This window comes from Burkholderia sp. AU44665 (genome assembly GCF_030504405.1).
GTDB lineage: Bacteria > Pseudomonadota > Gammaproteobacteria > Burkholderiales > Burkholderiaceae > Burkholderia > Burkholderia semiarida.
In genome coordinates this window covers 70,147-96,002 of record NZ_JAUJRI010000018.1, presented here as the reverse complement: position 1 = coordinate 96,002, position 25,856 = coordinate 70,147, and the positions used below count along the sequence as shown (strand labels likewise).

Below are 25,856 nucleotides of genomic sequence, written 5' to 3'. Positions count from 1 at the left end.
GTTGTCTCCGTTCCCTGATCACAGCCCCAGAATCATCTGCGCGATGATGTTTTTCTGGATCTCGTTCGACCCGCCGTAGATCGACGTCTTCCGGTAATTGAAGTAGTACGCGGCGAGCGGCGCCGCATCGTCGTCGCCGGCGATGCTGTGCTCGCGCTCGCCGGCGAGGAACGGCACGTCGAACGGTGCGGCCAGCGGGCCGATCGCTTCGACCATCAGCTCGGTGAGCGCCTGTTGCACCTCGGTGCCCTTGATCTTCAGCATCGACGCTTCGGGGCCCGGTCCCTTGCCGCTCGTCTCGCGGCTGACGACGCGCAGCACCGTCACTTCCAGCGCCATCAGCTCGACCTCGAGCGCCGCGACCTTCGCGGCGAACACGGGATCGGCGAGCAACGGCTTGCCGTTCTTGCGCTGGTTCGACGCGATGCGCTTCAGGAACGCGAGCTCCCGCTTCGACGCGCCGACGCGCGCGATGCCGGTGCGCTCGTGGCCGAGCAGGTATTTCGCGTAGGTCCACCCGCGGTTCTCGTCGCCGACGAGGTTCTCGACCGGCACCTTCACGTCCTCGAAGAAAACCTCGTTGACCTCGTGGTCCTCGTCGAGCATCACGATCGGGCGCACCGTGATGCCGGGCGTTTTCATGTCGATCAGCAGGAACGAGATGCCTTCCTGCTTCTTCGCGGCCGGATCGGTGCGCACGAGGCAGAACATCATGTCGGCGTGCTGGCCGAGCGTGGTCCAGGTCTTCTGGCCGTTGACGACGTAGTGATCGCCGTGGCGCTCGGCGCGCGTGCGCAGCGACGCGAGATCGGACCCGGAACCCGGCTCCGAATAACCCTGGCACCACCAGTCCGAGCCGTCGAGAATACGCGGCAGATAGCGGCGCTTCTGCGCTTCGCTGCCGTATTTCATCAGGACCGGCGCGACCATCGACACCCCGAAAGGCAGCACGGTTGGCGCACCGATGCGCGCGCACTCCTCGTCCCAGATGTGCCGCTGCGTCGCGTTCCAGCCCGGGCCGCCATATTCGACTGGCCAGGCGGGCGCGGACCAGCCGCGCTGGCCGAGAATCCGGTGCCAGCTCGCGAAATCCTCGCGGTCGAGTCGTTTGTGATCGAGTACCTTGGCGCGCAGTGCGTGAGGCAGGTTGGCCTCGAGCCAGGCGCGGACGTCGGCGCGGAACGCGTCGTCGGCGGGGGAATAATCCAGATCCATGCGCAGTGTCTCCTGTCGACCCGAGTTAGCGCTTCAGCGCTTACTCGGGTCCCATGGCGTGGTTGGGTGGAGTTAGTGCTTCAGCACTTACTCCACCCCCACGGCGGTCGATTCGAGTTAGCGCTTCAGCGCTTACTCGGGTCCCATGGCGTGGTTGGGTGGAGTTAGCGCTTTAGCGCTTACTCCACCCCACGGCGGTCAACCCGAGTTAGCGCTCTAGCGCCTGCTCCGATCTCATGCAAGGCTGGCCGCGACCGTCCGGCCCGGCCAAGGACACACTGCGTACGTCATTGCAGCGGTTCTTTCAGCGCGGCAGGAATCGGCAGCGGCATCACGTCGATGCCTTCTTCGACCAAGGACTGCGCATCCTCCGGCGTCGTGACGCCACGAATGCTGCGTGCCGGCGCCTCGTTGTAATGAATGCGCCGCGCTTCCTCGGCGAAGCGCTCGCCCACGTTCTCGGTCTTCTCCAGCACCTCGCGCAGCGCGCGCATCACCTGCGCCTGCAGCGCACGCGGATCGGCCGGCTGCGGCTGCGTCGCGCCCGACAGGTTCAGGCGCGGCGCCGACGGCATCCGGTTGATCTCCGTCGTTCCGCACACCGGACATTCGACCAGCTTGCGGGACAACTGCGCTTCGAATTCATCGGCGGAAGCGAACCAGCCTTCGAACCGATGACCGTGCGGACACTGTAAATCGAGGACCTTCATGCTGAATCAGGGCGTGTGACGAGTGTAGCGCAAAAAGCGGTTTTGTGAACGATCGTGCTAAATCCGGATTGCGCAGCGCGAACGCACTGCGTCGCCAGATTGTAACGCGGCGCCCCGGCCGCCGCCGACGCCGCGCTCAGGGCGTGACGACCGGGCCGAGCGGCCACGTGCCGGACAGCACCTTGTCGAGCCACATGGTGCCGATGATCGTCTTCACGTCGGAGATCTGGCCCGTGCGCACCCACTCCTGCAGGTCGTCCAGCGTCGCGGTGAAGGTTTCGAGGAATTCGCCTTCGTCGAGCTTGCGCTCGCCGGCCGTCAGCCCGCGCGCGAGGTACAGGTCGATGAATTCGGTCGAATAGGAAATGATCGGATGAATGCGGGCCAGGAACACGTACTCGCGCGCCGTGTAGCCGGTTTCCTCGCGCAGCTCGCGCGCCGCGCACGCGAGCGCGCCTTCGTTCGGATCGAGCTTGCCGGCCGGGAATTCGGCCATCACCTTGCCGATCGGATAGCGGAACTGGCTCTCCATCAGCACGCGGCCGTCGTCGAACAGCGGGATCACCATCACCGCGCCCGGATGCTGCACGTATTCGCGCGTGGCTTTCTTGCCGTCCGGCAGACGGACGGTATCGCGCTTGAGCTTGAGGAACGCGCCTTCGAAGATCGCCTCACTCTCGAGGCAGGTTTCGGTCAGTGCGGCGTCGTGATTGGGTAGTTCGGCCATCGGCGGCTCCTGGATGAGCACGACGGACGGCCGAAGCCGTCAGCGTCGTTTGACGAGATACTGGAACGTGAAGCCGGGAAACGCGAACACGACGAAGAGACTGAACGTGATCGCGTAAAACTGCCAGCCCTGTTCGAAGCGGTTGCCGGCGCGCGACTCGAGCCAGAAGCCGAGCGCGCCGACGATGAAGTACAGCACGATCAGCTCGCCGATCCGCACCCACGCACTCTTCTTCGTCGCGCCGAACGGCACGACGGCGAAGAGGCGTTGGTTCAGGAACGGCAGGTTGGCGCATACGAGCGCCAACAGCACGATGAACCAGCCGGCTGCCGACATTACAGCGGCAGCGTGTGGCGGATTGCCTGCAGGCAGGCGGTCAGCAGCGGGCTCGGGATCAGGCCGAGCACGACGACGGCCAGGCCGTTCAGCACGAGAATCGTGCGCTTGCAGAAATCGCCCGAGATCGGCGTCGAATCCTGCGGCGCATCGAAGTACATCAGCTTGACGATGCGCAGGTAGTAGAACGCGCCGAACAGCGACGTGATCACGGCCAGCACGGCCAGCCACGTGAGGCCCGCGTTGACGGTCGCCTCGAGCACCGCGAGCTTCGCGTAGAAGCCGACGGTCGGCGGAATGCCGGCCAGCGAGAACATCATGACCATCATCACGAACGCGAACACCGGGCTGCGCTTGTTGAGGCCCTTGAAGTCGTCGATCGTTTCGGCTTCGAAATCGCGGCGCGCGAGCAGCATCACCACGCCGAACGAGCCGAGCGTCGTGATCAGGTAGACGATCGCGTAGAACATCGCCGAGCTGTAGGCGTTCGCCGGCGCCGCCGCGTCGCCCTTCACGATGCCGGCGAGCAGGCCGAGCAGCACGAAGCCCATGTTCGAGATCGCCGAGTACGCGAGCATCCGCTTGATGTTGCGCTGGACGATACCGGTGATGTTGCCGACGATCAGCGACAGCGCGGCGAGGATCACGAGCGCGGTCTGCCAGTTCTGCGCGAGCGGCAGCAGGCCCATCACCAGGAAGCGCAGGCCCCACGCGAACGCGGCAACCTTCGGGCCGCCGCCGACGAACAGCGTCATCGCGGTCGGCGCGCCCTGGTAGACGTCCGGCACCCACATGTGGAACGGCACGGCGCCGAGCTTGAACGCGATACCGGCGACGATGAAGATCACGCCGAACATCAGCACGGCCGCGTCGGTGTTGCCGCCGACCGCCTTGTACACTTCGCCGAGCTCGAGCGAGCCGGTCGCGCCGTAGAGCATCGAGATGCCGTACAGCACGAAGCCCGATGCGAGCGCGCCCAGCACGTAGTACTTCATCGCGGCTTCGCTCGACTGCGCGGCGTCGGGGCGCAGCGCGATGACGGCGTACAGCGACAGCGACATCAGTTCGAGACCGAGGTACAGCGTCAGGAAGTTGTTGCCCGACACCATGACCAGCTGGCCGAGCAGCGAGAACATGCCGAGCAGGAACACGTCGCCGCGGAACATGTCGCGGTCTTCGAGGTACTTGCGCGAATAGACGAGCGAGACCGCGAAACCGAACGACACGACGGCCTTCATCATGCTCGCGAACGAGTCGACGACGACCATCTTCGAGAAGAAGTAGTACTGCTGCGGGTCGAGCGCCTGGACCGCGAACCACACGCCGGCGACGACCGACGAGACGACCGCGATCAGATAGGTCAGGCGGCGGCCGGACGCACCGGTAAAGGTGTCGTTCAGCCATGCGACGACGATGGCGGCCAGCACCAGCGCGTCAGGCAACAGGACATTCATAGGGGCGTTTTGCATGATCTTGAGTTCCTCCGCTCGCGATTACTGGGCCAGCGGCAGCTTCGACTGCGCGACGTGGGAGAGGAGGTTTTCCACGGAAACGTGCATCACGTCGGTGAAAGGCTTCGGATACAGGCCCATCAGCAGCGTGAACGCGGCGAGCACGGCCAGCATCAGGAATTCACGACGGCCGATGTCCTTCAGCTTGGCGACGTGATCGTTCGCGACCGCGCCGAAATACACGCGCTTGTACATCCACAGCGTGTAGGCCGCGCCGAGGATCAGCGTGAACGCCGCGCCGAATGCGATCCAGAAGTTGTACTGGACGGCCGCGAGAATCACCATGAACTCGCCGACGAAACCGGACGTACCCGGCAGGCCGCAGTTGGCCATCGAGAACAGCATCGCGAACGCCGCGAACTTCGGCATCACGTTGACGACGCCGCCGTAGTCGGCGATCTGGCGCGAGTGCACACGGTCGTACAGCACGCCGATGCACAGGAACATCGCGCCCGACACGAAGCCGTGCGAGATCATCTGGACGATCGCGCCTTCGACGCCGAGCTGGTTGAAGATGAAGAAGCCGAGCGTGACGAAACCCATGTGCGCGATCGACGAATACGCGACCAGCTTCTTCATGTCGGCCTGCACCATCGCGACGAGACCGATGTAGATCACCGCGATCAGCGACAGCGTGATCACGACGGGCGCCAGGAAGTGGCTCGCGTCAGGCGTGATCGGCAGCGAGAAGCGCAGGAAACCGTATGCGCCGAGCTTGAGCATGATCGCCGCCAGCACGACCGAGCCGCCCGTCGGCGCTTCCACGTGCGCGTCCGGCAGCCACGTGTGCACCGGCCACATCGGCACCTTCACCGCGAACGCGAGGAAGAACGCAATGAACAGCAGGATCTGCGGCGTCATCGCGATCTTCGCGTTCTGCCACGTCGCGAGGTCGAACGAGTGCGTTTCCGTGTACAGATAGATCAGCGCGACCAGCATCAGCAGCGAGCCGGCCAGCGTGTACAGGAAGAACTTGAACGCCGCATACACGCGGTTCGGGCCGCCCCACACGCCGATGATGATGTACATCGGGATCAGGGTCGCCTCGAAGAACACGTAGAACAGCAGGCCGTCGGCCGCCGAGAATACGCCGATCATGATCCCGGACAGGATCAGGAACGCCGCGAGGTACTGCGCGACGTTCTCGGTGATCACTTCCCAGGCGGCGATCACGACGATCACCGTGATCAGCGCGGTCAGCACGACGAACCACATCGAGATGCCGTCGACGCCGAGGTGATACGCGATGTCGAAGCGTTCGATCCAGGTCGACTTCTCGACGAACTGCAGCGCAGCCGTGCTGGAGTCGAAGCCCGTGATCAGCGGGATGGTGACCGCGAGACCGAGCAGCGCGCCGATCAGCGCGACCCAGCGAGCCGTCCCCGGATTTTTGTCGTTACCCACCGCCAGCACGAGGAGGCCGAAAACGATCGGCAGCCAGATCGCGGTACTGAGAATCGGAAAAGCGTGCATTAGTGTTGTCTCCCCGCCTTATTTGCCGCCGAGCGTTACAAACAGGGTCAGGAGCCCCAGCATGCCGATGATCATGGCGAACGCGTAGTGATAGATGTAACCGGATTGGAGGAAGCGGATCACGCCGGCGAACCAGCCGATGAACCGGGCGCTGCCGTTGACGAGGCCGTCGATCACCACGACGTCGCCCTCCTTCCACAGGCCGCGGCCGATCGCCACCGAACCGCGGGCGAACACCACTTCGTTGATCTTGTCCATGTAGTACTTGTTGTCCAGCAGCGTGTAGATCGGGCCGAACGCGCGGCGGATCGACGCCGGCAGCTCCGGACGCTTCAGGTACAGGAACCACGCGACGACGACACCGGCAAGCGCGAGCCACACCGGCAGGCCCGACACCGAGTGCAGGCCCATGCCCACCCAGCCGTGGAACTCCTCGGCCATCTCGGCCAGCGCCGGATGGTTTTCGCCGATGAAGATCACCTTGTCGAATGCGACGCCGTGCTGGAAGAAATCACCGAACAGCATCGGGCTGATCGCGATCGCGCCGATGATCACCGACGGGATCGCCAGCAGGACCAGCGGCACCCACACGACCCACGGGGTCTCGTGCGGCTCGTGCGCGTGGTCGTCATGACCGTGGCCATGGCCGTGATCGTCGTGGCCATGTGCAGCGGCCATGCCCATCGGCGATTCCGGATGCTTCGGCTTGCGGAAGCGCTCTTCGCCGTGGAACACCAGGAAGTACATGCGGAACGAGTACAGCGCGGTGACGAACACGCTCGCGACGACCGCGAAGTACGCGAAGCCCGAACCCGGCAGATGCGACAGCTTCACCGCGTCGATGATCGAGTCCTTCGAGTAGAAGCCCGAGAAGAACGGCGTGCCGATCAGCGCGAGCGAGCCGACGAGCGACGTGATCCACGTGATCGGCATGTACTTGCGCAGGCCGCCCATGTTGCGCATGTCCTGGTCGTGGTGCATGCCCATGATGACCGAGCCGGCGCCGAGGAACAGCAGCGCCTTGAAGAACGCGTGCGTCATCAGGTGGAACACGGCGACCGGGTAAGCGGACACGCCGAGCGCGACGGTCATGTAGCCGAGCTGCGACAGCGTCGAGTACGCGACCACGCGCTTGATGTCGTTCTGGACGATGCCGAGGAAGCCCATGAAGAGCGCCGTGATCGCGCCGATCACCGTGATGAACGACAGCGCGGTATCCGACAGCTCGAACAGCGGCGACATGCGCGACACCATGAAGATGCCGGCCGTCACCATCGTCGCCGCGTGAATCAGCGCCGAGATCGGGGTCGGGCCTTCCATCGAGTCCGGCAGCCACACGTGCAGCGGGAACTGGGCCGATTTACCCATCGCGCCGATGAACAGGCAGATACAGGCGACGGTCAGCAGGCCCCAGTCGGTGCCCGGGAAGTGCAGGCTCGCGAGCTCCGCGCGCTTCGCGAACACTTCGCCGTAGTTCATCGAGCCGGCGAACGCGAGCAGCAGGCCGATGCCGAGCAGGAAGCCGAAGTCGCCCACGCGGTTCACGAGGAACGCCTTCATGTTCGCGTAGATCGCGCTCTCACGCGTGAAGTAGAAGCCGATCAGCAGGTACGACACCAGACCCACCGCTTCCCAGCCGAAGAACAGCTGCAGGAAGTTGTTGCTCATCACGAGCATCAGCATCGAGAACGTGAACAGCGAGATGTACGAGAAGAAGCGCTGGTAGCCGTCCTCTTCCGCCATGTAGCCGATCGTGTACACGTGCACCATCAGCGAGACGAAGGTCACGACGACCATCATCATCGCGGTCAGCGAATCGACGAGGAAGCCGACCTCGAGCTTCAGCGAGCCGACGTTCATCCATTCGTAGACGGTCGCGTTGAAACTCGCGCCGCCCATCACGTCGAGGAAGACTTTCGCCGACAGGAGGAACGCGATCAATACGCCGAGGATCGTGATCCGATGTGCGCCCTTGCGCCCGACTGCGTTCCCGAACAGCCCCGCAATCAGCGAGCCGGCCAGCGGAGCGAGCGGAATCGCCAGCAGCAGGTTTTCATTGAGTGTCGTTGACATAACAGCGTTGCCTGAAATTAACCTTTGAGCTGATCGAGATCCTCGACATTGATCGTGTCGAGCTTACGGAACAGGGTCACCAGAATCGCGAGACCGATCGCGGCTTCCGCTGCGGCGACGGTCAGCACGAAGAACACGAAGATCTGGCCGTGTACGTCGCCGAGGTAATGCGAGAACGCGACGAAGTTGGTGTTCACCGCCAGCAGCATTAGTTCGATCGACATCAGGATGATGATGACGTTGCGGCGGTTCAGGAAGATCCCGACGATCGCGATCGCAAAGAGGATCGCGCCGAGCACAAGGTAGTGAGCAAGAGTCAGCATGGTTTTCTTTTCCTCCGCTTAGCCGTTGGTGCCCGAGCCGGCTTCGCTTTGCGCCGTTTCCGGCTGCGGCTTGTCCGCTTCCATCTTCACGAGGCGCACGCGGTCGTTGCGGCGCACCTTGACCTGATCCGACACGCGCTGGCGCTTGCTGTCCTTGCCCTTGCGCTCGGTCAGCCCGATCGCGGCAATGATCGCGACCAGCAGCACGAGGCCGGCGATTTCGAACGCGAAGATGTAGTCGGTGTAGATCACCTTGCCGATCAGGCGCGTATTCGACCAGTTGGCCATCTCGCCCGTCGCCATCGCATGCACGGTGTGCGTGTCGCCGTAGCCGCGCCACAGGATCAGCGCGGTTTCGATCACGATGATCGCGCCGACCACGGTTGCCATCGGGACGAAGCGCTTGAAGTCGCGGCGCAGGTAGTCGATGTTGATGTCCAGCATCATCACGACGAACAGGAACAGCACCATCACCGCGCCCACGTAGACCAGAACCAGCAGGATCGCGAGGAATTCCGCCTCCAGCAGCATCCAGATCGCGGCGGCGTTGAAGAACGCCAGCACAAGGAAAAGCGCAGACGCCACCGGGTTGCGCGAAGTGATCACCTTCAGCCCTGATACCACCAGGAGCAGCGCGAAGATGTAGAACAGTACGGTCGTGAATTCCATGATTACCGGTTCATCGTTAGGCCATAGTCAGGCGCGGCTTGCGGGACGCCCGCACCCGTCGCGGCGGCTCGGCCCGTTCATGCCGGGCCGGCACTGCAAACACAATCAACGATACGGCGCGTCGGCAGCCTTCGCCGCGGCGATGTCCTTCTCGTAGCGGTCGCCCACCGCGAGCAGCATTTCCTTCGTGAAATACAGGTCGCCGCGCTTTTCGCCGTGGTACTCGAGAATCTGCGTCTCGACGATCGAATCGACCGGGCAGCTCTCTTCGCAGAAACCGCAGAAGATGCACTTCGTCAGGTCGATGTCGTAGCGCGTCGTGCGGCGCGTGTTGTCCGCGCGCGTTTCCGACTCGATCGTGATCGCCAGCGCGGGGCACACGGCCTCGCACAGCTTGCACGCGATGCAGCGCTCTTCACCGTTTTCATAGCGGCGCAGCGCGTGCAGCCCGCGGAAACGCGGCGAAATCGGGGTCTTCTCTTCCGGGAACTGCACGGTGAACTTGCGCTTGAACGTGTAACGACCGGTCAGCGCGAGCCCCTTCAGCAGCTCGGTCAGGAAGAAAGTCTTAAAGAAGTGTTGGATTGCCGTCATGATTTCGTCCGATCTTTACTTCACCCAGATGTTCAGCGGCGACATCATCCAGAAGCCGACCACGACCACCCAGATCACCGTGACGGGCAGGAACACCTTCCAGCCCAGACGCATGATCTGGTCGTAACGGAAGCGCGGGAACGTCGCGCGGACCCAGATGAACACCGACAGCAGCGCGAAGACCTTCAGCACCAGCCAGAAGATGCCCGGGATGAACGACAGGAATTCGAACGGGGCGTCCCAGCCGCCGAGGAACAGCGTCGCGGCCAGTGCCGAGATCACGATCATGTTGATGTACTCGGCGAGGAAGAACAGCGCGAACGCCATGCCCGAGTAATCGATCATGTGACCCGCGACGATCTCCGACTCCCCTTCCACCACGTCGAACGGGTGACGGTTCGTTTCGGCGATGCCCGAGATGAAGTAGACGACGAACGCCGGCAGCAGCGGCAGCCAGTTCCACGACAGGAAGTTCACGCCGTGGCCGGCGAAAAAGCCGTGCTGCTGCGAACCGACGATTTCCGACAGGTTCAGGCTGCCGGCCGTCATCAGCACGAGCACCAGCGCGAAGCCCATCGAGATTTCGTACGACACCATCTGTGCCGCGGCGCGCATCGCGCCGAGGAACGCGTACTTCGAGTTCGACGCCCAGCCGGCCAGAATCACCGCGTACACGCCGATCGACGAGATCGCCATCGCGTACAGCAGGCCCGCGTTCACGTTCGCGAGCACGGCTTCCGCCTGGAACGGGATCACCGCCCACACGGCGAACGCCGGCACGACGGTCATCACCGGCGCGATCAGGTACAGCCAGCGGCTGGCGGCGCTCGGCTGAATGACTTCCTTCAGCAGCAGCTTCAGCACGTCGGCGATCGGCTGCAGCAGGCCGCCGGGGCCGACGCGGTTCGGGCCGAGACGCACGTGCATCCAGCCGATCAGCTTGCGCTCCCAGAGAATCAGGTACGCGACGCACAGCAGGATGACGACGGAGACGACGAGGATGCGCACGACTGCCCACACCGTCGGCCACGCGAAGCCGAGAAGCTCGGCCCCGCCCGCGTTGATCGTATCGAACAAGCTCATTTACGCCTTCTCCACCACCAGTTCACCGGACAGGCTGCCGAGCGCTGCGCCGGCAGGCGTCGCCGCCGACACGCGAACGACCGTCTCCGCAAGATTCGCGTCGCGCACGGCCGGCAACTGCACCGCACGCTCGCCCTGGCGCACGCGCACGGCGTCGCCTTCCTTCAAGCCCAGCTTGTCGAACAGCGCGGCCGGCAGGGCTGCGGCATGCGCCGCCTTCGCGGCGGCCGTCAGATGCAGCGCACCTGCGCGGCGCACGAGCGCGTCGGCATGATAGATCGGCACGTCGGCCAGGCGCTCGAAACCGCCGTTCGCGGCATTCGCCGCGGCGCGGGCCGGCGCGACCGACGTCTGGTTCGACAGGCGGCCCGCGACGCCGGCGTCGCCGAGCGCGGCGACACGCACTTCTTCCGCGGTCTCGTATTCGAAGTTCGGCAGGCCGAGCAGGCTGCCGAGCACGCGCAGCACCTTCCAGGCGGGGCGCGTGTCGCCGAGCGGGCGCACGACGCCGTTGAAGCTCTGCACGGTGCCTTCCGCGTTGACGAACGTACCGGCCGTTTCCGTGAACGGTGCGACGGGCAGCAGCACGTCGGCGTAGTCGAGGCCGTGCTTGAACGGCGACATCACGACGACCATCTCCGCCTGGTTCAGCGCGGCCAATGCCTGTGCCGGATCGGCGGTATCGAATTCCGGTTCGACGTTCAGCAGCACGTAGCCCTTGCGCGGCTGCGCGAATGCCTCGCGTGCATTCAGGCCGCCTTCGCCCGGCAGCGCGCCGACGACGTGCGCACCGACCGTGTTCGCCGCTTCCGTCAGGAAGCCGAACGTGGCGCCGGTGTTGTCGGCGATCCACTGCGCGACGGCGTGCAGCTTCGCGAATTGCGGATGACGGACCGCGACGTTGCCGAGCAGCACCGCGCGGCGTTCGCCGTTCGCGAGCGACTGCGCGACAGCCTGGGCCGCCGGCGACGCCGTGACGCCTGCGAGCGCGTCGGGCAGCGCGACGCCGCGCAGCTGCGCGACGGCCGCGGCGATGCCGGCCAGCTCGTCGAGCCACGCGGACGGCGCGGCGACGATGCGTTGCGCGGTCGGGATCAGCGAATCGTCAGCGGTCGCGTGCAGGAAGTGCAGCTTCGCGCCGTTCTTCGCCGCCTGACGCAGGCGCGATGCGAACAGCGGGTGGTCGCGGCGCAGGAACGAACCGACGACGAACGCGGCGTCCACGTTCGACAGATCGGCGATCGGCATGCCGAGCCACGGCGCGCCCTGGACCGGCGCCGAGAAATCCTGCTGGCGCAGACGGAAGTCGACGTTCGGCGTGTTCAGTTCGTTGGCGAGCTGCTTCACGAGGAACAGCTCTTCCGCGGTGCTGTGCGCGCTCGCGAGCATCGCCAGCGCGTTCGCGCCGTGATCCGCGGCGATGCCCTTCAGGCCCTTCGCGACGTATTCGAGCGCGGTCTGCCAGTCGGTTTCGATCCACTGGCCGCCCTGCTTCAGCATCGGCTTCGTCAGGCGCTCTTCGCTGTTGAGGGCTTCATACGAGAAGCGGTCCTTGTCCGAGATCCAGCATTCGTTGATCGCTTCGTTCTCGAACGGCAGCACGCGCATCACGCGGTTGTTCTTCACCTGCACGACGAGGTTCGCGCCGACGGAATCGTGCGGGCTCACCGACTTGCGGCGCGACAGTTCCCACGTACGGGCGCTGTAGCGGAACGGCTTGCTGGTCAGCGCGCCGACCGGGCACAGGTCGATCATGTTGCCCGACATTTCGGAGTCGACCGTCTTGCCGACGAACGTCGTGATTTCCGAGTGCTCGCCGCGGCCCAGCATGCCGAACTCCATCACGCCGGCGATTTCCTGGCCGAAGCGGACGCAGCGCGTGCAGTGGATGCAGCGCGACATCTCTTCCATCGAGATCAGCGGGCCCACGTTCTTGTGGAACACCACGCGCTTTTCTTCCGAGTAGCGCGACGACGACTTGCCGTAGCCGACCGCCAGATCCTGCAGCTGACATTCGCCGCCCTGATCGCAGATCGGGCAATCGAGCGGGTGATTGATGAGGAGGAATTCCATCACCGACTGCTGCGCCTTCACGGCCTTGTCGGATTGCGTGCGCACGATCATGCCGGCCGACACGGGGGTCGCGCAGGCAGGCACGGCCTTCGGCATCTTCTCGACTTCGACGAGACACATCCGGCAATTGGCCGCGACCGACAGTTTCTTGTGATAGCAGAAGTGAGGAATGTACGTATCCGCCTTGTGCGCAGCCTGGATCACCATGCTGCCTTCGGGCACCTCGACCTTCTTGCCGTCTATTTCAAGTTCAACCATGATGGTGAATGGTCCTTAACCTATTTCCGCCCGTTCGCGCGTTCGCCCGACCGTGCGCTCAAATTCCGCAACCGGGTTCGCTCAGGCTGCCGCCGCGTGCGCGTGGCCGCCGACCATGCAGTGCTTGTGCTCGACGTGGTACGCGAATTCGTCCCAGTAGTGCTTGAGCATCCCGCGTACCGGCATCGCCGCCGCATCGCCGAGTGCACAGATCGTGCGACCCATGATGTTCTCGGCCACCGAGTTCAGCAGGTCCAGATCTTCCTGGCGGCCTTCGCCGTGCTCGATACGGTTCACGACGCGATACAGCCAGCCGGTACCTTCGCGGCACGGCGTGCACTGGCCGCACGATTCCTCGTAGTAGAAGTACGACAGGCGCAGCAGCGAGCGCACCATGCAGCGCGTCTCGTCCATCACGATCACCGCGCCGGAACCGAGCATCGACCCCGCCTTCGCGATCGAGTCGTAGTCGAGATCGGTCTGCATCATGATGTCGCCCAGGATCACCGGCGCCGACGAACCGCCCGGAATCACGGCCTTGATCTTCTTGCCGCCGCGCATCCCGCCGGCGAGCTCCATCAGCGTCGCGAACGGCGTGCCGAGCGGCACTTCGTAGTTGCCCGGACGCTCGACGTCGCCCGACACCGAGAAAATCTTCGTGCCGCCGTTGTTCGGCTTGCCGATCTCGAGATAATTCTGCGGCCCGATGGACAGCAGGAACGGCACCGCGGCGAACGTCTCGGTGTTGTTGATCGTGGTCGGCTTGCCGTACACGCCGAAGCTCGCCGGGAACGGCGGCTTGAAGCGCGGCTGGCCCTTCTTGCCTTCGAGCGACTCGAGCAGCGCCGTTTCCTCGCCGCAGATGTACGCGCCGTAGCCGTGATGCGCGTGCAGCTGGAACGAGAATTCCGAGCCCATGATGTTGTCGCCGAGGAACCCGGCCGCGCGCGCTTCATCGAGCGCGGCTTCGAAGCGTCGATACACTTCGAAGATTTCGCCGTGGATGTAGTTGTAGCCGACGGTGATGCCCATCGCGTACGCGCCGATGGCCATGCCTTCGATCAGCGCGTGCGGGTTCCAGCGCAGGATGTCGCGATCCTTGAACGTGCCCGGCTCGCCTTCGTCCGAGTTGCAGACGAGGTACTTCTGCCCCGGGAACTGGCGCGGCATGAAGCTCCACTTCAGGCCGGTCGGGAAGCCCGCACCGCCGCGGCCGCGCAGGCCCGACGCCTTCACGTCGGCGATCACCTGCTCGGGCGGAATCTTTTCTTCGAGAATGCGGCGCAGCTGCTTGTAGCCGCCGCGCGCAACGTAATCTTCGAGGTGCCAGTTCTCGCCGTTCAGACCAGCGAGGATCAGCGGTTTGATGTGACGGTCGTGGAGGGACGTCATTTCGAGAGCTCCTCAAGCAGCTGGTCGATCTTCTCGCGGCTCATGAAGCTGCACATTCTGTGATTGTTCACCAGCAGCACCGGCGCATCGCCGCACGAGCCCATGCATTCGCCTTCCTTCAGCGTGAACTTGCCGTCGGGCGTGGTCTCGCCGAAGCCGATGCCCAGCTTCTGTTTCAGGTAGTCGGCAGTCGCTTCCGCGCCGCCGTGCGGGCCGAGCTGGCACGGCAGGTTCGTGCAGAGCGTGATCTTGTGCTTGCCGACCGGTTTGAGCTCGTACATCGTGTAGAACGTCGCGACTTCCTGCACGGCAACGGCCGGCATGCCGAGATAGTCCGCGACGAACTGCATCAGTTCGGGCGACAGCCAGCCATGCTCTTCCTGAGCCACGGCCAACGCCGACATCACGGCGGACTGTTTCTGATCGGCGGGATACTTCGTCAACGCTCGATCGATTTCCTTCAGGCCTTCAGCTGAGATCATTTTCAGACACGACTCTTTCAATTCCTACCGAACGAACAACCTGCCGCACACTGGGGTGCATGGACGGCAGACCTGGCGCTCACTCTGTTGACAGCTTGCGAAGCCGCGCCGGTTCGGCGCATACCGCATGGTGCTTCGCGTGTGACTGACTGCTCGCCGCCCGCGCTCGCGGGCGGCGCAACCATTAGCGATCGATTTCGCCGAACACGATGTCCTGCGTACCGATGATCGTGACGGCGTCGGCGATCATGTGACCGCGCGCCATTTCGTCGAGCGACGCCAGGTGCGCGAAACCCGGCGCGCGAATCTTGAGGCGATACGGCTTGTTGGCGCCGTCCGACACGAGGTAGATGCCGAATTCACCCTTCGGATGCTCGACCGCCGCGTACGCTTCGCCTTCCGGCACATGGAAACCTTCGGTGAAGAGCTTGAAGTGGTGAATCAAGTCTTCCATGTTGGTCTTCATGCCGACGCGCGACGGCGGGGCAACCTTGTGATTGTCCGTCATCACCGGCCCCGGATTCTTGCGGAGCCACTCAATACACTGTTTCGCGATGCGGACCGACTGGCGCATTTCTTCGACGCGCACCAGATAGCGGTCGTAGCAATCGCCGTTCACGCCGACCGGCACGTCGAAATCCATGCGATCGTACACTTCGTAGGGCTGCTTCTTGCGCAGGTCCCACGCGATGCCCGAGCCGCGCAGCATCGGGCCCGTCAGGCCCATCTGCAGCGCACGTTCCGGGCTCACCACGCCGATCCCGACCAGACGCTGTTTCCAGATCCGGTTGTCGGTCAGCAGCGTTTCGTATTCGTCGACGCACTTCGGGAAGCGCGTGAAGAAATCGTCGATGAAGTCGAGCACCGAGCCGCTGCGCGCCTCGTTCATCTTCGCGAGCGCCTTCTCGTTGCGAATCTTCGACGCCTTGTATTGCGGCATTGCGTCAGGCAGATCGCGGTAGACGCCGCCCGGACGATAGTAGGCCGCGTGCATCCGGGCGCCGGACACCGCTTCGTACACGTCCATCAGGTCTTCGCGTTCACGGAATGCGTACAGGAACACGGCCATCGCGCCGACGTCGAGCGCGTGCGCGCCGATCCACATCAGGTGGTTCAGCACGCGTGTAATTTCGTCGAACAGCACGCGGATGTACTGCGCGCGCTCCGGCACGTCGATGCCGAGCAGCTTTTCGATCGCGAGCACGTAGCCGTGCTCGTTGACCATCATCGACACGTAGTCGAGACGGTCCATGTACGGCACGGACTGGATGAAGGTCTTGGATTCGGCGAGCTTTTCCGTCGCGCGATGCAGCAGGCCGATGTGCGGATCGGCACGCTGAATGACTTCGCCGTCGAGCTCGAGCACGAGGCGCAGCACGCCGTGCGCTGCCGGGTGCTGCGGGCCGAAGTTGAGCGTGTAGTTCTTGATTTCTGCCATGACGCCCCCTTAATGTTTCAGACCGCCATAGCGATCCTCGCGGATCACGCGCGGCGTGATTTCGCGCGGCTCGATCGTCACCGGCTGGTACACGACCCGCTTCTCTTCCGGGTCGTAACGCATTTCGACGTAGCCCGACACCGGGAAGTCCTTGCGGAACGGGTGACCGATGAAGCCGTAGTCGGTGAGGATGCGGCGCAGGTCGGGGTGGCCTTCGAACACGATGCCGTACAGGTCGAACGCTTCGCGCTCGTACCAGTTCGCGGAAGCCCAGATGTCGACCAGCGACGCCACGATCGGCAGATCGTCGTCCGGCGCGAACACGCGCAGGCGCAAGCGCCAGTTGTTCGTGACCGACAGCAGGTGCGACACGGCCGCGAAGCGCGGGCCGTCGTAGGCGCCGTCGCCGAAGGTCTGGTAGTCGACGCCGCAGAGGTCGATCAGTTGCTCGAAACGGAGCTTCGGATCGTCGCGCAGCGTCTTTGCGACTTCGAGGTAATCGCTCGCCTTCACGACGAGTGTCAATTCACCGATCGCTTCGGTGAGGCTCACCACGCGCGCGCCGAGCGCGGCGTCGAGGTTCGCCTTCAGGGTCTCGATTTTGCTTGCCATATTGAGGGGACGCTCGGGGCTTTATTGACGGGCGATGGTATTGGTGCGGCGGATCTTCGCCTGCAACTGGATCACGCCGTAGACCAGCGCCTCGGCCGTGGGCGGGCAGCCCGGCACGTAGACGTCGACCGGCACGATCCGGTCGCAGCCGCGGACCACCGAGTACGAGTAGTGGTAATAACCACCGCCGTTCGCGCACGACCCCATCGAGATCACCCAGCGCGGCTCGGCCATCTGGTCGTACACGCGGCGCAGCGCGGGTGCCATCTTGTTGCACAGCGTGCCGGCGACGATCATCACGTCCGACTGACGCGGGCTCGGGCGGAACACGACGCCGAACCGGTCCAGATCGTAACGGGCCGCGCCCGCATGCATCATCTCGACGGCGCAACACGCGAGCCCGAACGTCATCGGCCACAGCGAGCCGGTACGCGTCCAGTTGATCAGCTTGTCAGCCGTCGTGGTGACAAACCCTTCCTTCAAGACCCCTTCGATACTCATTTGCTTTCCACTCCAGACGAGCGACCGAGCGCGGCCGCCCATGCAAACCGGCGATTAACCCATCACTCCCAGTCGAGCCCGCCTTTCTTCCAGATATAGGCAAAGCCCAGCAGGAATTCGAGCAGAAAAATCATCATTGCGATGAAACCCGGCCAGCCGATGTCCCGGAGCGCGACGCCCCACGGGAACAGGAATGCGGTTTCGAGATCGAAGATGATGAACAGGATGGCGACGAGGTAGTACCGGACGTCGAATTTCATCCGGGCGTCTTCAAAGGCTTCGAAGCCGCACTCGTACGGTGCGTTCTTCTCGACGTCCGGCTTGTTGGGACCAAGGAGCTTGCCGATGCTGACCAGCGCTATACCTAAACCAGTGCCCACGAGGAGGAACAACAAGACGGGGTAATAGGCTGCGAGGTTCAAGGCAATCCTCTATCGGTTGGTTCTGAGCGTCCGGAGAATACCACTTCCGGCGGAAGGAATCATTTCGGAGTACAGGCGATCGCAAGACAACCGCAAGCACACCCCAGAAATGAAAAATGCCAGCCACTAGAAGCGGCTGGCATTGAGTAACTTTGGTGCCGACGGCGAGACTCGAACTCGCACAGCTTTCGCCACTACCCCCTCAAGATAGCGTGTCTACCAATTTCACCACGTCGGCACTGCATGCAACTCGGGTTGTGCTGCTGGTTCCCGCGAATCGCTTCAAGAATTAAATTCTAACCCGAGTCCTGGATTTGTTCAACGCACAACCGCAAAAAAATTAACTTTTTATTTCGGGACATCCTGGCCCGGCGCGCTCGCGGCCGAACCGGCGGCGGCGGACGCCGCGACAGCCGGCGCCGATGCCGCAGGGGCCGATGCCGGCGCGGTCGCGGCCGTGCCGAGCACGCCCGCCGACGGCGTCGACTTGTACGAACCGAGGTAAGTCAGCGCGAGCGTCGCGACGAAGAAGATCGTCGCGAGAATGCCCGTCGTGCGCGACAGGAAGTTCGCCGAGCCCGTCGCGCCGAACAGGCTGCCCGACGCGCCGCTGCCGAAGGCGGCGCCCATGTCGGCACCCTTGCCGTGCTGCAGCAGCACGAGCCCAATCACACCGAGTGCCGACAGCACCTGCACCACAATAATCAGCGTCTTGAATAACAGCATCACACCCACCCGATTGGATCGGGCGACCGGACCGACCGGCCGCCGTCATGGTTCAATTCGATCCCGGACCGCTCAACGCGCGGCCCGGCAGATCTCCAGGAAATCTTCCGCCTTCAGCGACGCGCCGCCGATCAGGCCGCCGTCGATGTCCGGCTGCGCGAACAGTTCTTGCGCGTTGTCCGGCTTCACGCTGCCGCCGTACAGCACGGACACGTCCGCCGCACCCTTTGCCGCCAGGCGCGCACGCAGGAACGCGTGTACGTCCTGCGCCTGCGCCGACGTCGCGCTCTTGCCCGTGCCGATCGCCCAGACCGGCTCGTACGCGACGACGATGCGAGCGGCCTCGTCAGCCGTCAGCACGGCCAGCACCGCGTCGAGCTGCGCACCGACGACCTGCTCGGTCGCACCCGACTCGCGCTCGTCGAGCGTCTCGCCGACGCACACGACCGGCGTGAGGCCGGCCGCGAGTGCGCGCTGCGTCTTCGCCGCGACCGTCTCGTTGCTTTCGCCGTGATACGCGCGACGCTCCGAATGACCGACGATCGCATACTGCGCGCCGAACTCCGCCACCATCGCGGCCGCCACCTCACCGGTGAACGCGCCTTGCTCGTGCGCGGACACGTCCTGCGCACCGAACGCGACACGGCCACCGCCGAGCTGGGCCTGAACCTGCGCGAGATACGGGAACGGCACGCACACGCCGATCGACGTTTCAGCCGCCACCAAGCCCGCACCCTGCACCACTTCGTTCAGCAGCGCCTGGTTGCCGGCCAGCCGGCCGTGCATCTTCCAGTTGCCGATCACTCGCTTTGTTCGTTGTTTCGACATCGTGTCTGTCTCGTCACTATCTTGTCATTAACGTGCCGGAACCCGGCCGTCAGGTTGGATCTGGCGAAGCAAACCCGCGATTTTACTGCGCGCGGCTTGAACCGGTCAAACCGCGCATGTCAAGCCCGCCGCACGGGCCGTCACGCGTTCGCGCCCCAATCAAGCACGATCTTGCCGATGTGCTCGCCGCTCTCCATCAGCGCATGCGCCTGCGCGGCCTCGCCGGCCGGCAGCACACGATAGATCACGGGCTTGATGCGACCGTCGGCCAGCAGCGGCCACACGCGCGCCTTCAACTGCGCGGCGATGCGCGCCTTGAACTCGACCGGACGCGGGCGCAGCGTCGAGCCCGTCACCGTCAGCCGGCGGCGCAGGATCTCGTTGAGGTTGACCTCGGCCTTCGCACCGCCGAGCAGCGCGATCAGCACGAGACGGCCGCCGTCCGCGAGCGCGGACAACTCGCGCGGCACGTACGCGCCCGCCACCATGTCGAGGATCACGTCGACGCCGCGATCGTGCGTCAGCGACTTCACGACTTCGACGAAGTCTTCGGTCTTGTAGTCGATCGCGCGTTCGGCGCCGAGCGCCTCGCACGCACGGCACTTGTCGGCGGTGCCGGCCGTCGCGAACACGCGAAAGCCGAGCGCATGCGCGATCTGGATCGCCGTCACGCCGATGCCGCTCGAGCCGCCCTGCACGAGCAGCGTCTCCTGCTCGCCGCCCTCGCCCGCGCCGAGCCGCGCGCGGTCGAACACGTTGCTCCACACGGTGAAGAACGTCTCGGGCAGCGACGCGGCTTCGATATCGGTGAGACCGTCCGGCACCGGCAGACACTGCGGTAGCGGCGCGACCGCATATTCGGCATAGCCGCCGCCCGCGAGCAACGCGCACACGCGATCGCCGAGCTTCAGGCCGAACGGGTTCAGTGCCGCATCGGACACATCGCCGCCGACGATCTCGCCCGCGACCTCGAGGCCCGGCAGATCCGACGCACCCGGCGGCGGCGCATAGGCGCCCTTGCGCTGGAACACGTCGGGCCGGTTCACGCCGGAAGCCGCCACCTTGATCAGCACCTCGCCGCGCTTCGGTTCGGGGCGCGGACGCTCCGCGAGCTTCAGCACGTCGGGCGCGCCGAATTCGGTGATTTCGATGGCTTTCATGGTGAGAATCGCTCCAGGATCGGAATCGGATGGCACGCGCGCGCACGGCGCGAGCGCCTCGCCGGCGCTGCTGCGCCGCGCAACGATGCTACAGAAAAAACGGCCGGCACGCTTTCGCACTGCCGGCCGTTGATCCGCCTGTCCGCTTACTGCTGCGGCGGCGTATCCGACTGCGCTGCCGCCGCTGCTTCATTCAGCAGCGCCTTGGCCGACAGACGCACGCGACCCTTCTCGTCCGTCTGGATCACCTTGACCTTCACCTGCTGACCTTCCTTCAGGTAGTCGTTGATGTCCTTCACGCGCTCGTTGACGATTTCCGAGATGTGCAGCAGGCCATCCTTGCCCGGCAGCAGGTTCACGATCGCACCGAAATCGAGCAGCTTGAGCACCGTGCCTTCGTACACCTGGCCGACTTCGATCTCGGCCGTGATTTGCTCGATGCGCTTCTTCGCTTCGGCCATGCCTTCGCTGCTCGTGCTCGCGATCGTCACGACGCCGTCGTCCGAGATGTCGATGGTCGTGCCCGTTTCTTCCGTCAGCGCGCGGATCACCGAACCGCCCTTGCCGATCACGTCGCGGATCTTTTCCGGGTTGATCTTGATCGTGATCATGCGCGGCGCGAATTCCGACAGTTGCGTGTTCGCACCCGACACCGCCGACGTCATCTTGCCGAGGATGTGCAGGCGGCCTTCCTTCGCCTGCGCGAGCGCGACCTGCATGATTTCCTTCGTGATGCCCTGGATCTTGATGTCCATCTGCAGCGCCGTCACGCCTTGCTCCGTGCCGGCCACCTTGAAGTCCATGTCGCCGAGGTGATCTTCGTCGCCGAGGATGTCGGTCAGCACCGCGAACTTGTTGCCTTCGAGGATCAGGCCCATCGCGATACCGGCGACGTGCGCCTTCATCGGCACGCCGGCGTCCATCAGCGCGAGGCAGCCGCCGCACACCGACGCCATCGACGACGAACCGTTCGATTCGGTGATTTCCGACACGACGCGGATCGAGTAGCCGAATTCGTCGGCGCTCGGCAGGCACTTGACCAGCGCGCGTTTCGCGAGGCGGCCGTGGCCGATTTCGCGGCGCTTCGGCGAGCCGACGCGGCCCGTTTCGCCGGTCGCGAACGGGGGCATGTTGTAGTGGAGCATGAAGCGCTCGCGGTATTCGCCTTCGAGCGCGTCGATGATCTGCTCGTCACCCTTCGTGCCGAGCGTCGCGACGACCAGCGCCTGCGTTTCGCCGCGCGTGAACAGCGCCGAGCCGTGGGTGCGCGGCAGCACGCCGGTGCGGATCTCGATCGGGCGCACGGTGCGCGTGTCGCGACCGTCGATGCGCGGCTCGCCGTTCAGGATCTGCGAACGGACGATCTTCGCTTCGATGTCGAACAGGATATTGCCGACCGTGGCCTTGTCGGCCGCGACCGTGCCGGCCGCCAGCGCGTCTTCCTCGAGCTTCGCCGAGGTCGCCGCGTAGACTTCCTTCAGCTTCGCCGAGCGCGCCTGCTTGTCGCGAAGCTGGTAAGCGGCGAGCAGATCGTTCTGCGCGAGCTCGGTCACGCGTGCGATCAGCGCCTCGTTCTTCGGCGCCGGCTGCCAGTCCCACTCGGGCTTGCCGCCATCGCGCACCAGTTCGTGGATCGCGTCGATCGCGACCTGCATCTGCTCGTGGCCGAATACCACGGCGCCCAGCATCACTTCTTCCGACAGCTGATCGGCTTCCGACTCGACCATCAGCACGGCGCGCTCCGTACCCGCGACGACGAGGTCGAGGCTCGATGCCTTGAGCTGGTCACGCGTCGGGTTCAACACGTACGCGTTGTCGATGTACGCCACGCGCGCGGCACCGACCGGGCCGTTGAACGGCAGGCCCGACACGGCGAGCGCGGCCGATGCGCCGATCAGCGCGGGGATGTCCGCCGGGATTTCCGGGTTCACGGACAGCACGTGGATCACGACCTGGACTTCGTTGTAGAAGCCTTCCGGGAACAGCGGGCGCAGCGGACGGTCGATCAGGCGCGACGTCAGCGTCTCGTGCTCCGACGGACGGCCTTCGCGACGGAAGAAGCCGCCCGGGATCTTGCCGGCCGAGTAGGTCTTCTCGAGGTAGTCGACGGTCAGCGGGAAGAAATCCTGGCCCGGCTTCGCCGACTTCGCGCCGACGACGGTTGCCAGCACGACGGTATCTTCGACGTCGACGATCACGGCGCCGCTTGCCTGGCGAGCGACTTCACCGGTTTCGAGGCGCACCTTGTGCTGGCCCCACTGGAATTCCTTCACGACCTTGTTGAACATGGACATGGTTGCTCCTTTGTATTCATGCATTTCATTCGCCGCGCCGGCGACCCCCGCGCGGCGGCGTCCCGACCGAATCACCCGGAGCAAGGTGTGTTTTTTATGCCATTCCAGCGCGGCGCTCACGCAGCGACGCGCTGGAATGACACAAATCCTGCCCCGGTATCGGTCGTGGCGGCGGCCCCGCACGAACGTGCCGGACAGCCTGCGATGCGTGTGACGCTACGCACCGCGCAAAAACAAAATGCCTGTATCAGCGGACTGACACAGGCATCTTGCTGGCGGCAATCGCCTCGATTACTTACGCAGACCCAGCTTCTCGATCAGTGCGCGGTAACGATCGGCATCCTTGCCCTTGAGGTAGTCGAGCAGCTTGCGGCGGCGGCTCACCATGCGCAGCAGGCCGCGGCGGCTGTGGTGATCCTTCGCGTGGGTCTTGAAGTGACCCGTCAGTTCGACGATACGTGCGGTCAGCAGTGCGACCTGGACTTCGGGCGACCCCGTGTCGTTGGTACCGCGGGCGAACTGAGCAACGACTTCCGACTTCTTGATATCTGCAACAGACATGTGATTTCCTTTCTAACTGAACAGGCGGACACGGAAGAATGGCCGTGCCGTGACTTACAACCGGCGCGCATTGTAGCACAACTCGGTGCCGTTCTTGCCGCCTCCCGTCACGGGCGCGTCATCGAGCACGTCGACGGCATCTCCGTGCGCTGCGCCGGCACCGCCAGGACCGTCCGGAAGCCGTAGCCCGATCCCTCGTTGTCGAAGCGCACGCCCGGCGTGCCGACCTTGTCCATTTCCATCACGTAAAGGGGCTGGATCAGTTGGTGATCCTGCGCGCGCATCCGCGACGCGTGGAAGCCGTCGTCGAACGGCAGGCCCTCGAGCGCACGCGCGACCGCGACGGGGTCGGCCGAACCCGCGCGGGTCATCGCGGCGGCCAGCATCTCGATCATCTGGCTCATCCGCCGCACCGGATAGTCCTCCTGCGCGGCCGGGAAACGGGTGCGGAACGCGCGGTAGAACGCGTCGGATCTGGCGCCGCCGGCGTTCGGATGCCAGTCGGCCACCGCCACGACGCGGCCGACGCCCGCGTCGCCCAGGGCCGCCGGCGCGCCGAGGCTGTTGCCGTAGAACGTATAGAACTTCGCGTTCAGCCCCTGTTCGCGCGCCGCCTTCACGAGCAGCGTGAGGTCGTTGCCCCAGTTGCCGGTCACGACGGCGTCCGCGCCGCTCGCCCGGATCTTCGCGATATACGGCGAGAAATCCTTGATCCGGCCGATCGGGTGGAATTCGTCGCCGGCGATCGTCACGTCCGGGCGCCGCGCGGCCAGCGCCTGCCGCGCGAGGGTGCTGACGTCATGGCCGAAGCTGTAGTCCTGATTCAGCAGATAGACCTTGCGCAGCGCGCGATCGCGCGCCATCACGTCCGCGAGGGCGGCCATTCGCATGCCGGCGTGCGCATCGAAGCGGAAATGCCAGAAACTGCAGCGCGCGCCGGTCAGCGCCGGATCGTCCGCCGAGTAGTTCAGGAACAGCATCCGGTTGTCCGGATCGCGCGCGTTCAGCTTGTCGAGCGCCGCGACGAGCGCGGCGGCGACGGCCGAGCTGTTGCCCTGCGCGACGAAGCCGATATGCCGATCGGCCGCCGCGCGCAACTGCACGAGCGCCTCTTCCGGGCTGCCCTTGCTGTCGAGCACGACGAGTTCGAGCGGGTGCGCGCCGTCGCGCAGTTTCACGCCGCCCGCCGCATTGACCTGCTCGACGCCGAAGCGCAGGTTGCGCTCGACCGCCGCGCCCGCGTTCGCGAACGGGCCCGACATCCCTTCGATCAGCGCGATCCGCACCGGCTCGCCGCCGGCACACGCGGACGACACCAGCATCCACCCCGCGCTCCACGCGAGCGCCCACCGCTTCCATCCCTGCATCGGCCACCTGCCCTTCAATCTGCCCGAGAAGCGCGGATCATAGGCCGGTGCGCCGGCCGCCCGCAAGCGCGCGGGCCCGATCCGCATCGATTTTTTCCTGCCGATGCGCGATCGCGCGCCGTCCGTGATAAAACGGGACCTGTTTCCGTGTTCTGGAGAATCCGATGCGCATTCGCATTCCCGCGCGCCTGCCGGTGCTCGCCGCCTGCGCCGCCGCGCTGCTGGCCGGTTGCGCGCAACCGTGGCAGCAATACCAGGCCGGCCAGGACGAGTCGGCGATCGTCGCGCGCATGGGCCCGCCGCGTGAGATCTACGACCTGCCCGGCGGCGGCAAGCGCCTGATGTGGCCGACCCAGCCGATGGGCGAGATCACGATCGCGGCCGACGTCGATGCCGCCCACCGGATCGTCAACGTGCGCCAGGTGCTGCAGCCGAGCGAGTTCTATCGCGCGGAGATCGGCAAGTGGACGAAAACCGACGTCCTCGTCAATTTCGGACGCCCGGTCGAGACCTCCTACTTCCCGCTGATGAAGCGCGAGGTATGGACGTACCGGTATCTCGAGGACAACGTCTGGTACATGATGTACAGCTTCTACTTCGATCCGCAGGGCATCCTGCGCACCACGCAGAAAACGCCGGACCCGCTGCACGATCCCGATCGCCGCACCCTGTTCTGACCGATTGCGCATCGACACGCAATTGTCGCAATGGCCATTCACGAATGATTGCCGAATGGCCATTTCATTTTTTCCGCTGCCTTATTTAATTTCAGGAATAAGACGGAAAACTTTTCCGATCGTTAATATTCCGATGGCAATACGCTGAACGCCCCGTCATGCGGGCGCTTGAGCCTAAATAGGCATAGCCAGTGCATGTCATGCGTCGCACTGGTGCAGGCAATGCACTACGCCCAATCAATTTGAAACAATTTGTTTCAACCCACCCCGAGTGCTAGGGCATACCCCTAATATCAGTCGAAATCGAACCTTTCAATTTAGAAAGAATGCGACTGCGCCATTTCGCTCGAT

General features: G+C 64.5%; 25 protein-coding genes and 1 tRNA gene. 1 reads left to right on the top strand and 25 read right to left on the bottom strand.

Annotation, left to right across the window (positions count from 1 at the left end; genetic code table 11):
- Nucleotides 1-18: 18 nt before the first annotated feature.
- From QZM15_RS26865 to QZM15_RS26745, 25 genes are all read right to left on the bottom strand, one after another.
- Nucleotides 19-1,215, bottom strand: coding sequence for an acyl-CoA dehydrogenase family protein (locus QZM15_RS26865; protein WP_302107580.1), 1,197 nt, complete (start codon nucleotides 1,213-1,215; stop codon nucleotides 19-21).
- 287 nt (nucleotides 1,216-1,502) lie between these two features.
- On the bottom strand, nucleotides 1,503-1,925 hold the full coding sequence (locus QZM15_RS26860) for a DUF1178 family protein (RefSeq protein WP_050016483.1): 423 nt from the start codon (nucleotides 1,923-1,925) through the stop codon (nucleotides 1,503-1,505).
- A gap of 136 nt (nucleotides 1,926-2,061) precedes the next feature.
- Entirely contained in the window at nucleotides 2,062-2,652 is a 591-nt protein-coding gene (locus QZM15_RS26855; RefSeq protein ID WP_059583595.1) for an NUDIX domain-containing protein, read from the bottom strand.
- Nucleotides 2,653-2,691: 39 nt separating this feature from the next.
- Entirely contained in the window at nucleotides 2,692-2,988 is a 297-nt protein-coding gene (locus tag QZM15_RS26850; protein ID WP_059583597.1) for a DUF2818 family protein, read from the bottom strand.
- A complete protein-coding gene (gene nuoN, locus QZM15_RS26845) occupies nucleotides 2,988-4,442 on the bottom strand; it encodes an NADH-quinone oxidoreductase subunit NuoN (protein ID WP_302107584.1) in 1,455 nt (484 codons plus the stop codon). Before nuoN ends, QZM15_RS26850 begins: the two co-directional genes overlap by 1 nt.
- Before the next feature lie 39 nt (nucleotides 4,443-4,481).
- Nucleotides 4,482-5,972: an NADH-quinone oxidoreductase subunit M gene (locus QZM15_RS26840; RefSeq protein ID WP_099316655.1), complete on the bottom strand. Its 1,491-nt coding sequence runs from the start codon at nucleotides 5,970-5,972 to the stop codon at nucleotides 4,482-4,484.
- 18 nt (nucleotides 5,973-5,990) lie between these two features.
- Nucleotides 5,991-8,045, bottom strand: a complete 2,055-nt coding sequence (gene nuoL, locus QZM15_RS26835) for an NADH-quinone oxidoreductase subunit L (RefSeq protein ID WP_059583601.1) — start codon at nucleotides 8,043-8,045, stop codon at nucleotides 5,991-5,993.
- 17 nt (nucleotides 8,046-8,062) lie between these two features.
- A complete protein-coding gene (gene nuoK / locus QZM15_RS26830; protein ID WP_006478272.1) occupies nucleotides 8,063-8,368 on the bottom strand; it encodes an NADH-quinone oxidoreductase subunit NuoK in 306 nt (101 codons plus the stop codon).
- An 18-nt stretch (nucleotides 8,369-8,386) separates the two neighbouring features.
- Nucleotides 8,387-9,037 (bottom strand): NADH-quinone oxidoreductase subunit J, encoded by a 651-nt coding sequence (locus QZM15_RS26825; RefSeq protein ID WP_011545812.1) that lies wholly within the window; start codon nucleotides 9,035-9,037, stop codon nucleotides 8,387-8,389.
- 105 nt (nucleotides 9,038-9,142) lie between these two features.
- A complete protein-coding gene (gene nuoI / locus QZM15_RS26820) occupies nucleotides 9,143-9,631 on the bottom strand; it encodes an NADH-quinone oxidoreductase subunit NuoI (protein ID WP_006478270.1) in 489 nt (162 codons plus the stop codon).
- A 15-nt stretch (nucleotides 9,632-9,646) separates the two neighbouring features.
- Nucleotides 9,647-10,714 (bottom strand): NADH-quinone oxidoreductase subunit NuoH, encoded by a 1,068-nt coding sequence (nuoH, locus tag QZM15_RS26815; RefSeq protein ID WP_034207963.1) that lies wholly within the window; start codon nucleotides 10,712-10,714, stop codon nucleotides 9,647-9,649.
- Complete coding sequence (gene nuoG / locus QZM15_RS26810; protein WP_060312106.1) at nucleotides 10,715-13,045, bottom strand: NADH-quinone oxidoreductase subunit NuoG; 2,331 nt, start codon at nucleotides 13,043-13,045, stop codon at nucleotides 10,715-10,717.
- Between the two features lie 81 nt (nucleotides 13,046-13,126).
- Entirely contained in the window at nucleotides 13,127-14,437 is a 1,311-nt protein-coding gene (nuoF, locus tag QZM15_RS26805; protein ID WP_302107579.1) for an NADH-quinone oxidoreductase subunit NuoF, read from the bottom strand.
- The gene (gene nuoE / locus QZM15_RS26800; protein WP_006478266.1) at nucleotides 14,434-14,919 is read right to left on the bottom strand and encodes an NADH-quinone oxidoreductase subunit NuoE; all 486 of its coding nucleotides are present in this window, start codon (nucleotides 14,917-14,919) and stop codon (nucleotides 14,434-14,436) included. Before nuoE ends, nuoF begins: the two co-directional genes overlap by 4 nt.
- A gap of 184 nt (nucleotides 14,920-15,103) precedes the next feature.
- Nucleotides 15,104-16,357, bottom strand: coding sequence for an NADH-quinone oxidoreductase subunit D (locus QZM15_RS26795; protein WP_059583605.1), 1,254 nt, complete (start codon nucleotides 16,355-16,357; stop codon nucleotides 15,104-15,106).
- A 9-nt stretch (nucleotides 16,358-16,366) separates the two neighbouring features.
- Nucleotides 16,367-16,969, bottom strand: a complete 603-nt coding sequence (locus tag QZM15_RS26790) for an NADH-quinone oxidoreductase subunit C (RefSeq protein WP_099316656.1) — start codon at nucleotides 16,967-16,969, stop codon at nucleotides 16,367-16,369.
- A 21-nt stretch (nucleotides 16,970-16,990) separates the two neighbouring features.
- Nucleotides 16,991-17,470 (bottom strand): NADH-quinone oxidoreductase subunit B family protein, encoded by a 480-nt coding sequence (locus tag QZM15_RS26785; RefSeq protein ID WP_006398799.1) that lies wholly within the window; start codon nucleotides 17,468-17,470, stop codon nucleotides 16,991-16,993.
- A gap of 62 nt (nucleotides 17,471-17,532) precedes the next feature.
- A complete protein-coding gene (locus QZM15_RS26780) occupies nucleotides 17,533-17,892 on the bottom strand; it encodes an NADH-quinone oxidoreductase subunit A (protein ID WP_006398798.1) in 360 nt (119 codons plus the stop codon).
- 153 nt (nucleotides 17,893-18,045) lie between these two features.
- Nucleotides 18,046-18,130: transfer RNA gene (locus QZM15_RS26775), tRNA-Leu, on the bottom strand.
- Between the two features lie 110 nt (nucleotides 18,131-18,240).
- Nucleotides 18,241-18,618 carry a preprotein translocase subunit SecG gene (gene secG, locus QZM15_RS26770; protein ID WP_059533209.1) on the bottom strand — a complete coding sequence of 126 codons (378 nt, stop codon included), beginning with the start codon at nucleotides 18,616-18,618 and terminating at the stop codon, nucleotides 18,241-18,243.
- 72 nt (nucleotides 18,619-18,690) lie between these two features.
- Nucleotides 18,691-19,446, bottom strand: a complete 756-nt coding sequence (gene tpiA, locus QZM15_RS26765) for a triose-phosphate isomerase (RefSeq protein ID WP_302107578.1) — start codon at nucleotides 19,444-19,446, stop codon at nucleotides 18,691-18,693.
- Between the two features lie 140 nt (nucleotides 19,447-19,586).
- Complete coding sequence (locus QZM15_RS26760; RefSeq protein ID WP_060312102.1) at nucleotides 19,587-20,606, bottom strand: NAD(P)H-quinone oxidoreductase; 1,020 nt, start codon at nucleotides 20,604-20,606, stop codon at nucleotides 19,587-19,589.
- A gap of 146 nt (nucleotides 20,607-20,752) precedes the next feature.
- A complete protein-coding gene (gene pnp / locus QZM15_RS26755; RefSeq protein ID WP_059583611.1) occupies nucleotides 20,753-22,900 on the bottom strand; it encodes a polyribonucleotide nucleotidyltransferase in 2,148 nt (715 codons plus the stop codon).
- A 291-nt stretch (nucleotides 22,901-23,191) separates the two neighbouring features.
- Nucleotides 23,192-23,461 carry a 30S ribosomal protein S15 gene (gene rpsO, locus QZM15_RS26750; RefSeq protein ID WP_006398792.1) on the bottom strand — a complete coding sequence of 90 codons (270 nt, stop codon included), beginning with the start codon at nucleotides 23,459-23,461 and terminating at the stop codon, nucleotides 23,192-23,194.
- A 107-nt stretch (nucleotides 23,462-23,568) separates the two neighbouring features.
- Nucleotides 23,569-24,828, bottom strand: coding sequence for a branched-chain amino acid ABC transporter substrate-binding protein (locus QZM15_RS26745; protein WP_302107583.1), 1,260 nt, complete (start codon nucleotides 24,826-24,828; stop codon nucleotides 23,569-23,571).
- Nucleotides 24,829-24,992: 164 nt separating this feature from the next.
- On the opposite strand from QZM15_RS26745, the gene QZM15_RS26740 reads away from it, so the two are divergent.
- On the top strand, nucleotides 24,993-25,505 hold the full coding sequence (locus QZM15_RS26740) for a hypothetical protein (protein WP_059583614.1): 513 nt from the start codon (nucleotides 24,993-24,995) through the stop codon (nucleotides 25,503-25,505).
- Nucleotides 25,506-25,856 lie beyond the last annotated feature (351 nt).

Bases quoted from the DNA above. Each gene is read 5' to 3' on its own strand.
- QZM15_RS26865 (WP_302107580.1), bottom strand. From the start codon at position 1,215: ATGGATCTGGATTATTCCCCCGCCGACGACGCGTTCCGCGCCGACGTC.
- QZM15_RS26860 (WP_050016483.1), bottom strand. From the start codon at position 1,925: ATGAAGGTCCTCGATTTACAGTGTCCGCACGGTCATCGGTTCGAAGGC.
- QZM15_RS26855 (WP_059583595.1), bottom strand. From the start codon at position 2,652: ATGGCCGAACTACCCAATCACGACGCCGCACTGACCGAAACCTGCCTC.
- QZM15_RS26850 (WP_059583597.1), bottom strand. From the start codon at position 2,988: ATGTCGGCAGCCGGCTGGTTCATCGTGCTGTTGGCGCTCGTATGCGCC.
- nuoN (WP_302107584.1), bottom strand. From the start codon at position 4,442: ATGAATGTCCTGTTGCCTGACGCGCTGGTGCTGGCCGCCATCGTCGTC.
- QZM15_RS26840 (WP_099316655.1), bottom strand. From the start codon at position 5,972: ATGCACGCTTTTCCGATTCTCAGTACCGCGATCTGGCTGCCGATCGTT.
- nuoL (WP_059583601.1), bottom strand. From the start codon at position 8,045: ATGTCAACGACACTCAATGAAAACCTGCTGCTGGCGATTCCGCTCGCT.
- nuoK (WP_006478272.1), bottom strand. From the start codon at position 8,368: ATGCTGACTCTTGCTCACTACCTTGTGCTCGGCGCGATCCTCTTTGCG.
- QZM15_RS26825 (WP_011545812.1), bottom strand. From the start codon at position 9,037: ATGGAATTCACGACCGTACTGTTCTACATCTTCGCGCTGCTCCTGGTG.
- nuoI (WP_006478270.1), bottom strand. From the start codon at position 9,631: ATGACGGCAATCCAACACTTCTTTAAGACTTTCTTCCTGACCGAGCTG.
- nuoH (WP_034207963.1), bottom strand. From the start codon at position 10,714: ATGAGCTTGTTCGATACGATCAACGCGGGCGGGGCCGAGCTTCTCGGC.
- nuoG (WP_060312106.1), bottom strand. From the start codon at position 13,045: ATGGTTGAACTTGAAATAGACGGCAAGAAGGTCGAGGTGCCCGAAGGC.
- nuoF (WP_302107579.1), bottom strand. From the start codon at position 14,437: ATGACGTCCCTCCACGACCGTCACATCAAACCGCTGATCCTCGCTGGT.
- nuoE (WP_006478266.1), bottom strand. From the start codon at position 14,919: ATGATCTCAGCTGAAGGCCTGAAGGAAATCGATCGAGCGTTGACGAAG.
- QZM15_RS26795 (WP_059583605.1), bottom strand. From the start codon at position 16,357: ATGGCAGAAATCAAGAACTACACGCTCAACTTCGGCCCGCAGCACCCG.
- QZM15_RS26790 (WP_099316656.1), bottom strand. From the start codon at position 16,969: ATGGCAAGCAAAATCGAGACCCTGAAGGCGAACCTCGACGCCGCGCTC.
- QZM15_RS26785 (WP_006398799.1), bottom strand. From the start codon at position 17,470: ATGAGTATCGAAGGGGTCTTGAAGGAAGGGTTTGTCACCACGACGGCT.
- secG (WP_059533209.1), bottom strand. From the start codon at position 18,618: ATGCTGTTATTCAAGACGCTGATTATTGTGGTGCAGGTGCTGTCGGCA.
- tpiA (WP_302107578.1), bottom strand. From the start codon at position 19,446: ATGTCGAAACAACGAACAAAGCGAGTGATCGGCAACTGGAAGATGCAC.
- QZM15_RS26760 (WP_060312102.1), bottom strand. From the start codon at position 20,606: ATGAAAGCCATCGAAATCACCGAATTCGGCGCGCCCGACGTGCTGAAG.
- pnp (WP_059583611.1), bottom strand. From the start codon at position 22,900: ATGTCCATGTTCAACAAGGTCGTGAAGGAATTCCAGTGGGGCCAGCAC.
- rpsO (WP_006398792.1), bottom strand. From the start codon at position 23,461: ATGTCTGTTGCAGATATCAAGAAGTCGGAAGTCGTTGCTCAGTTCGCC.
- QZM15_RS26745 (WP_302107583.1), bottom strand. From the start codon at position 24,828: ATGCAGGGATGGAAGCGGTGGGCGCTCGCGTGGAGCGCGGGGTGGATG.
- QZM15_RS26740 (WP_059583614.1), top strand. From the start codon at position 24,993: ATGCGCATTCGCATTCCCGCGCGCCTGCCGGTGCTCGCCGCCTGCGCC.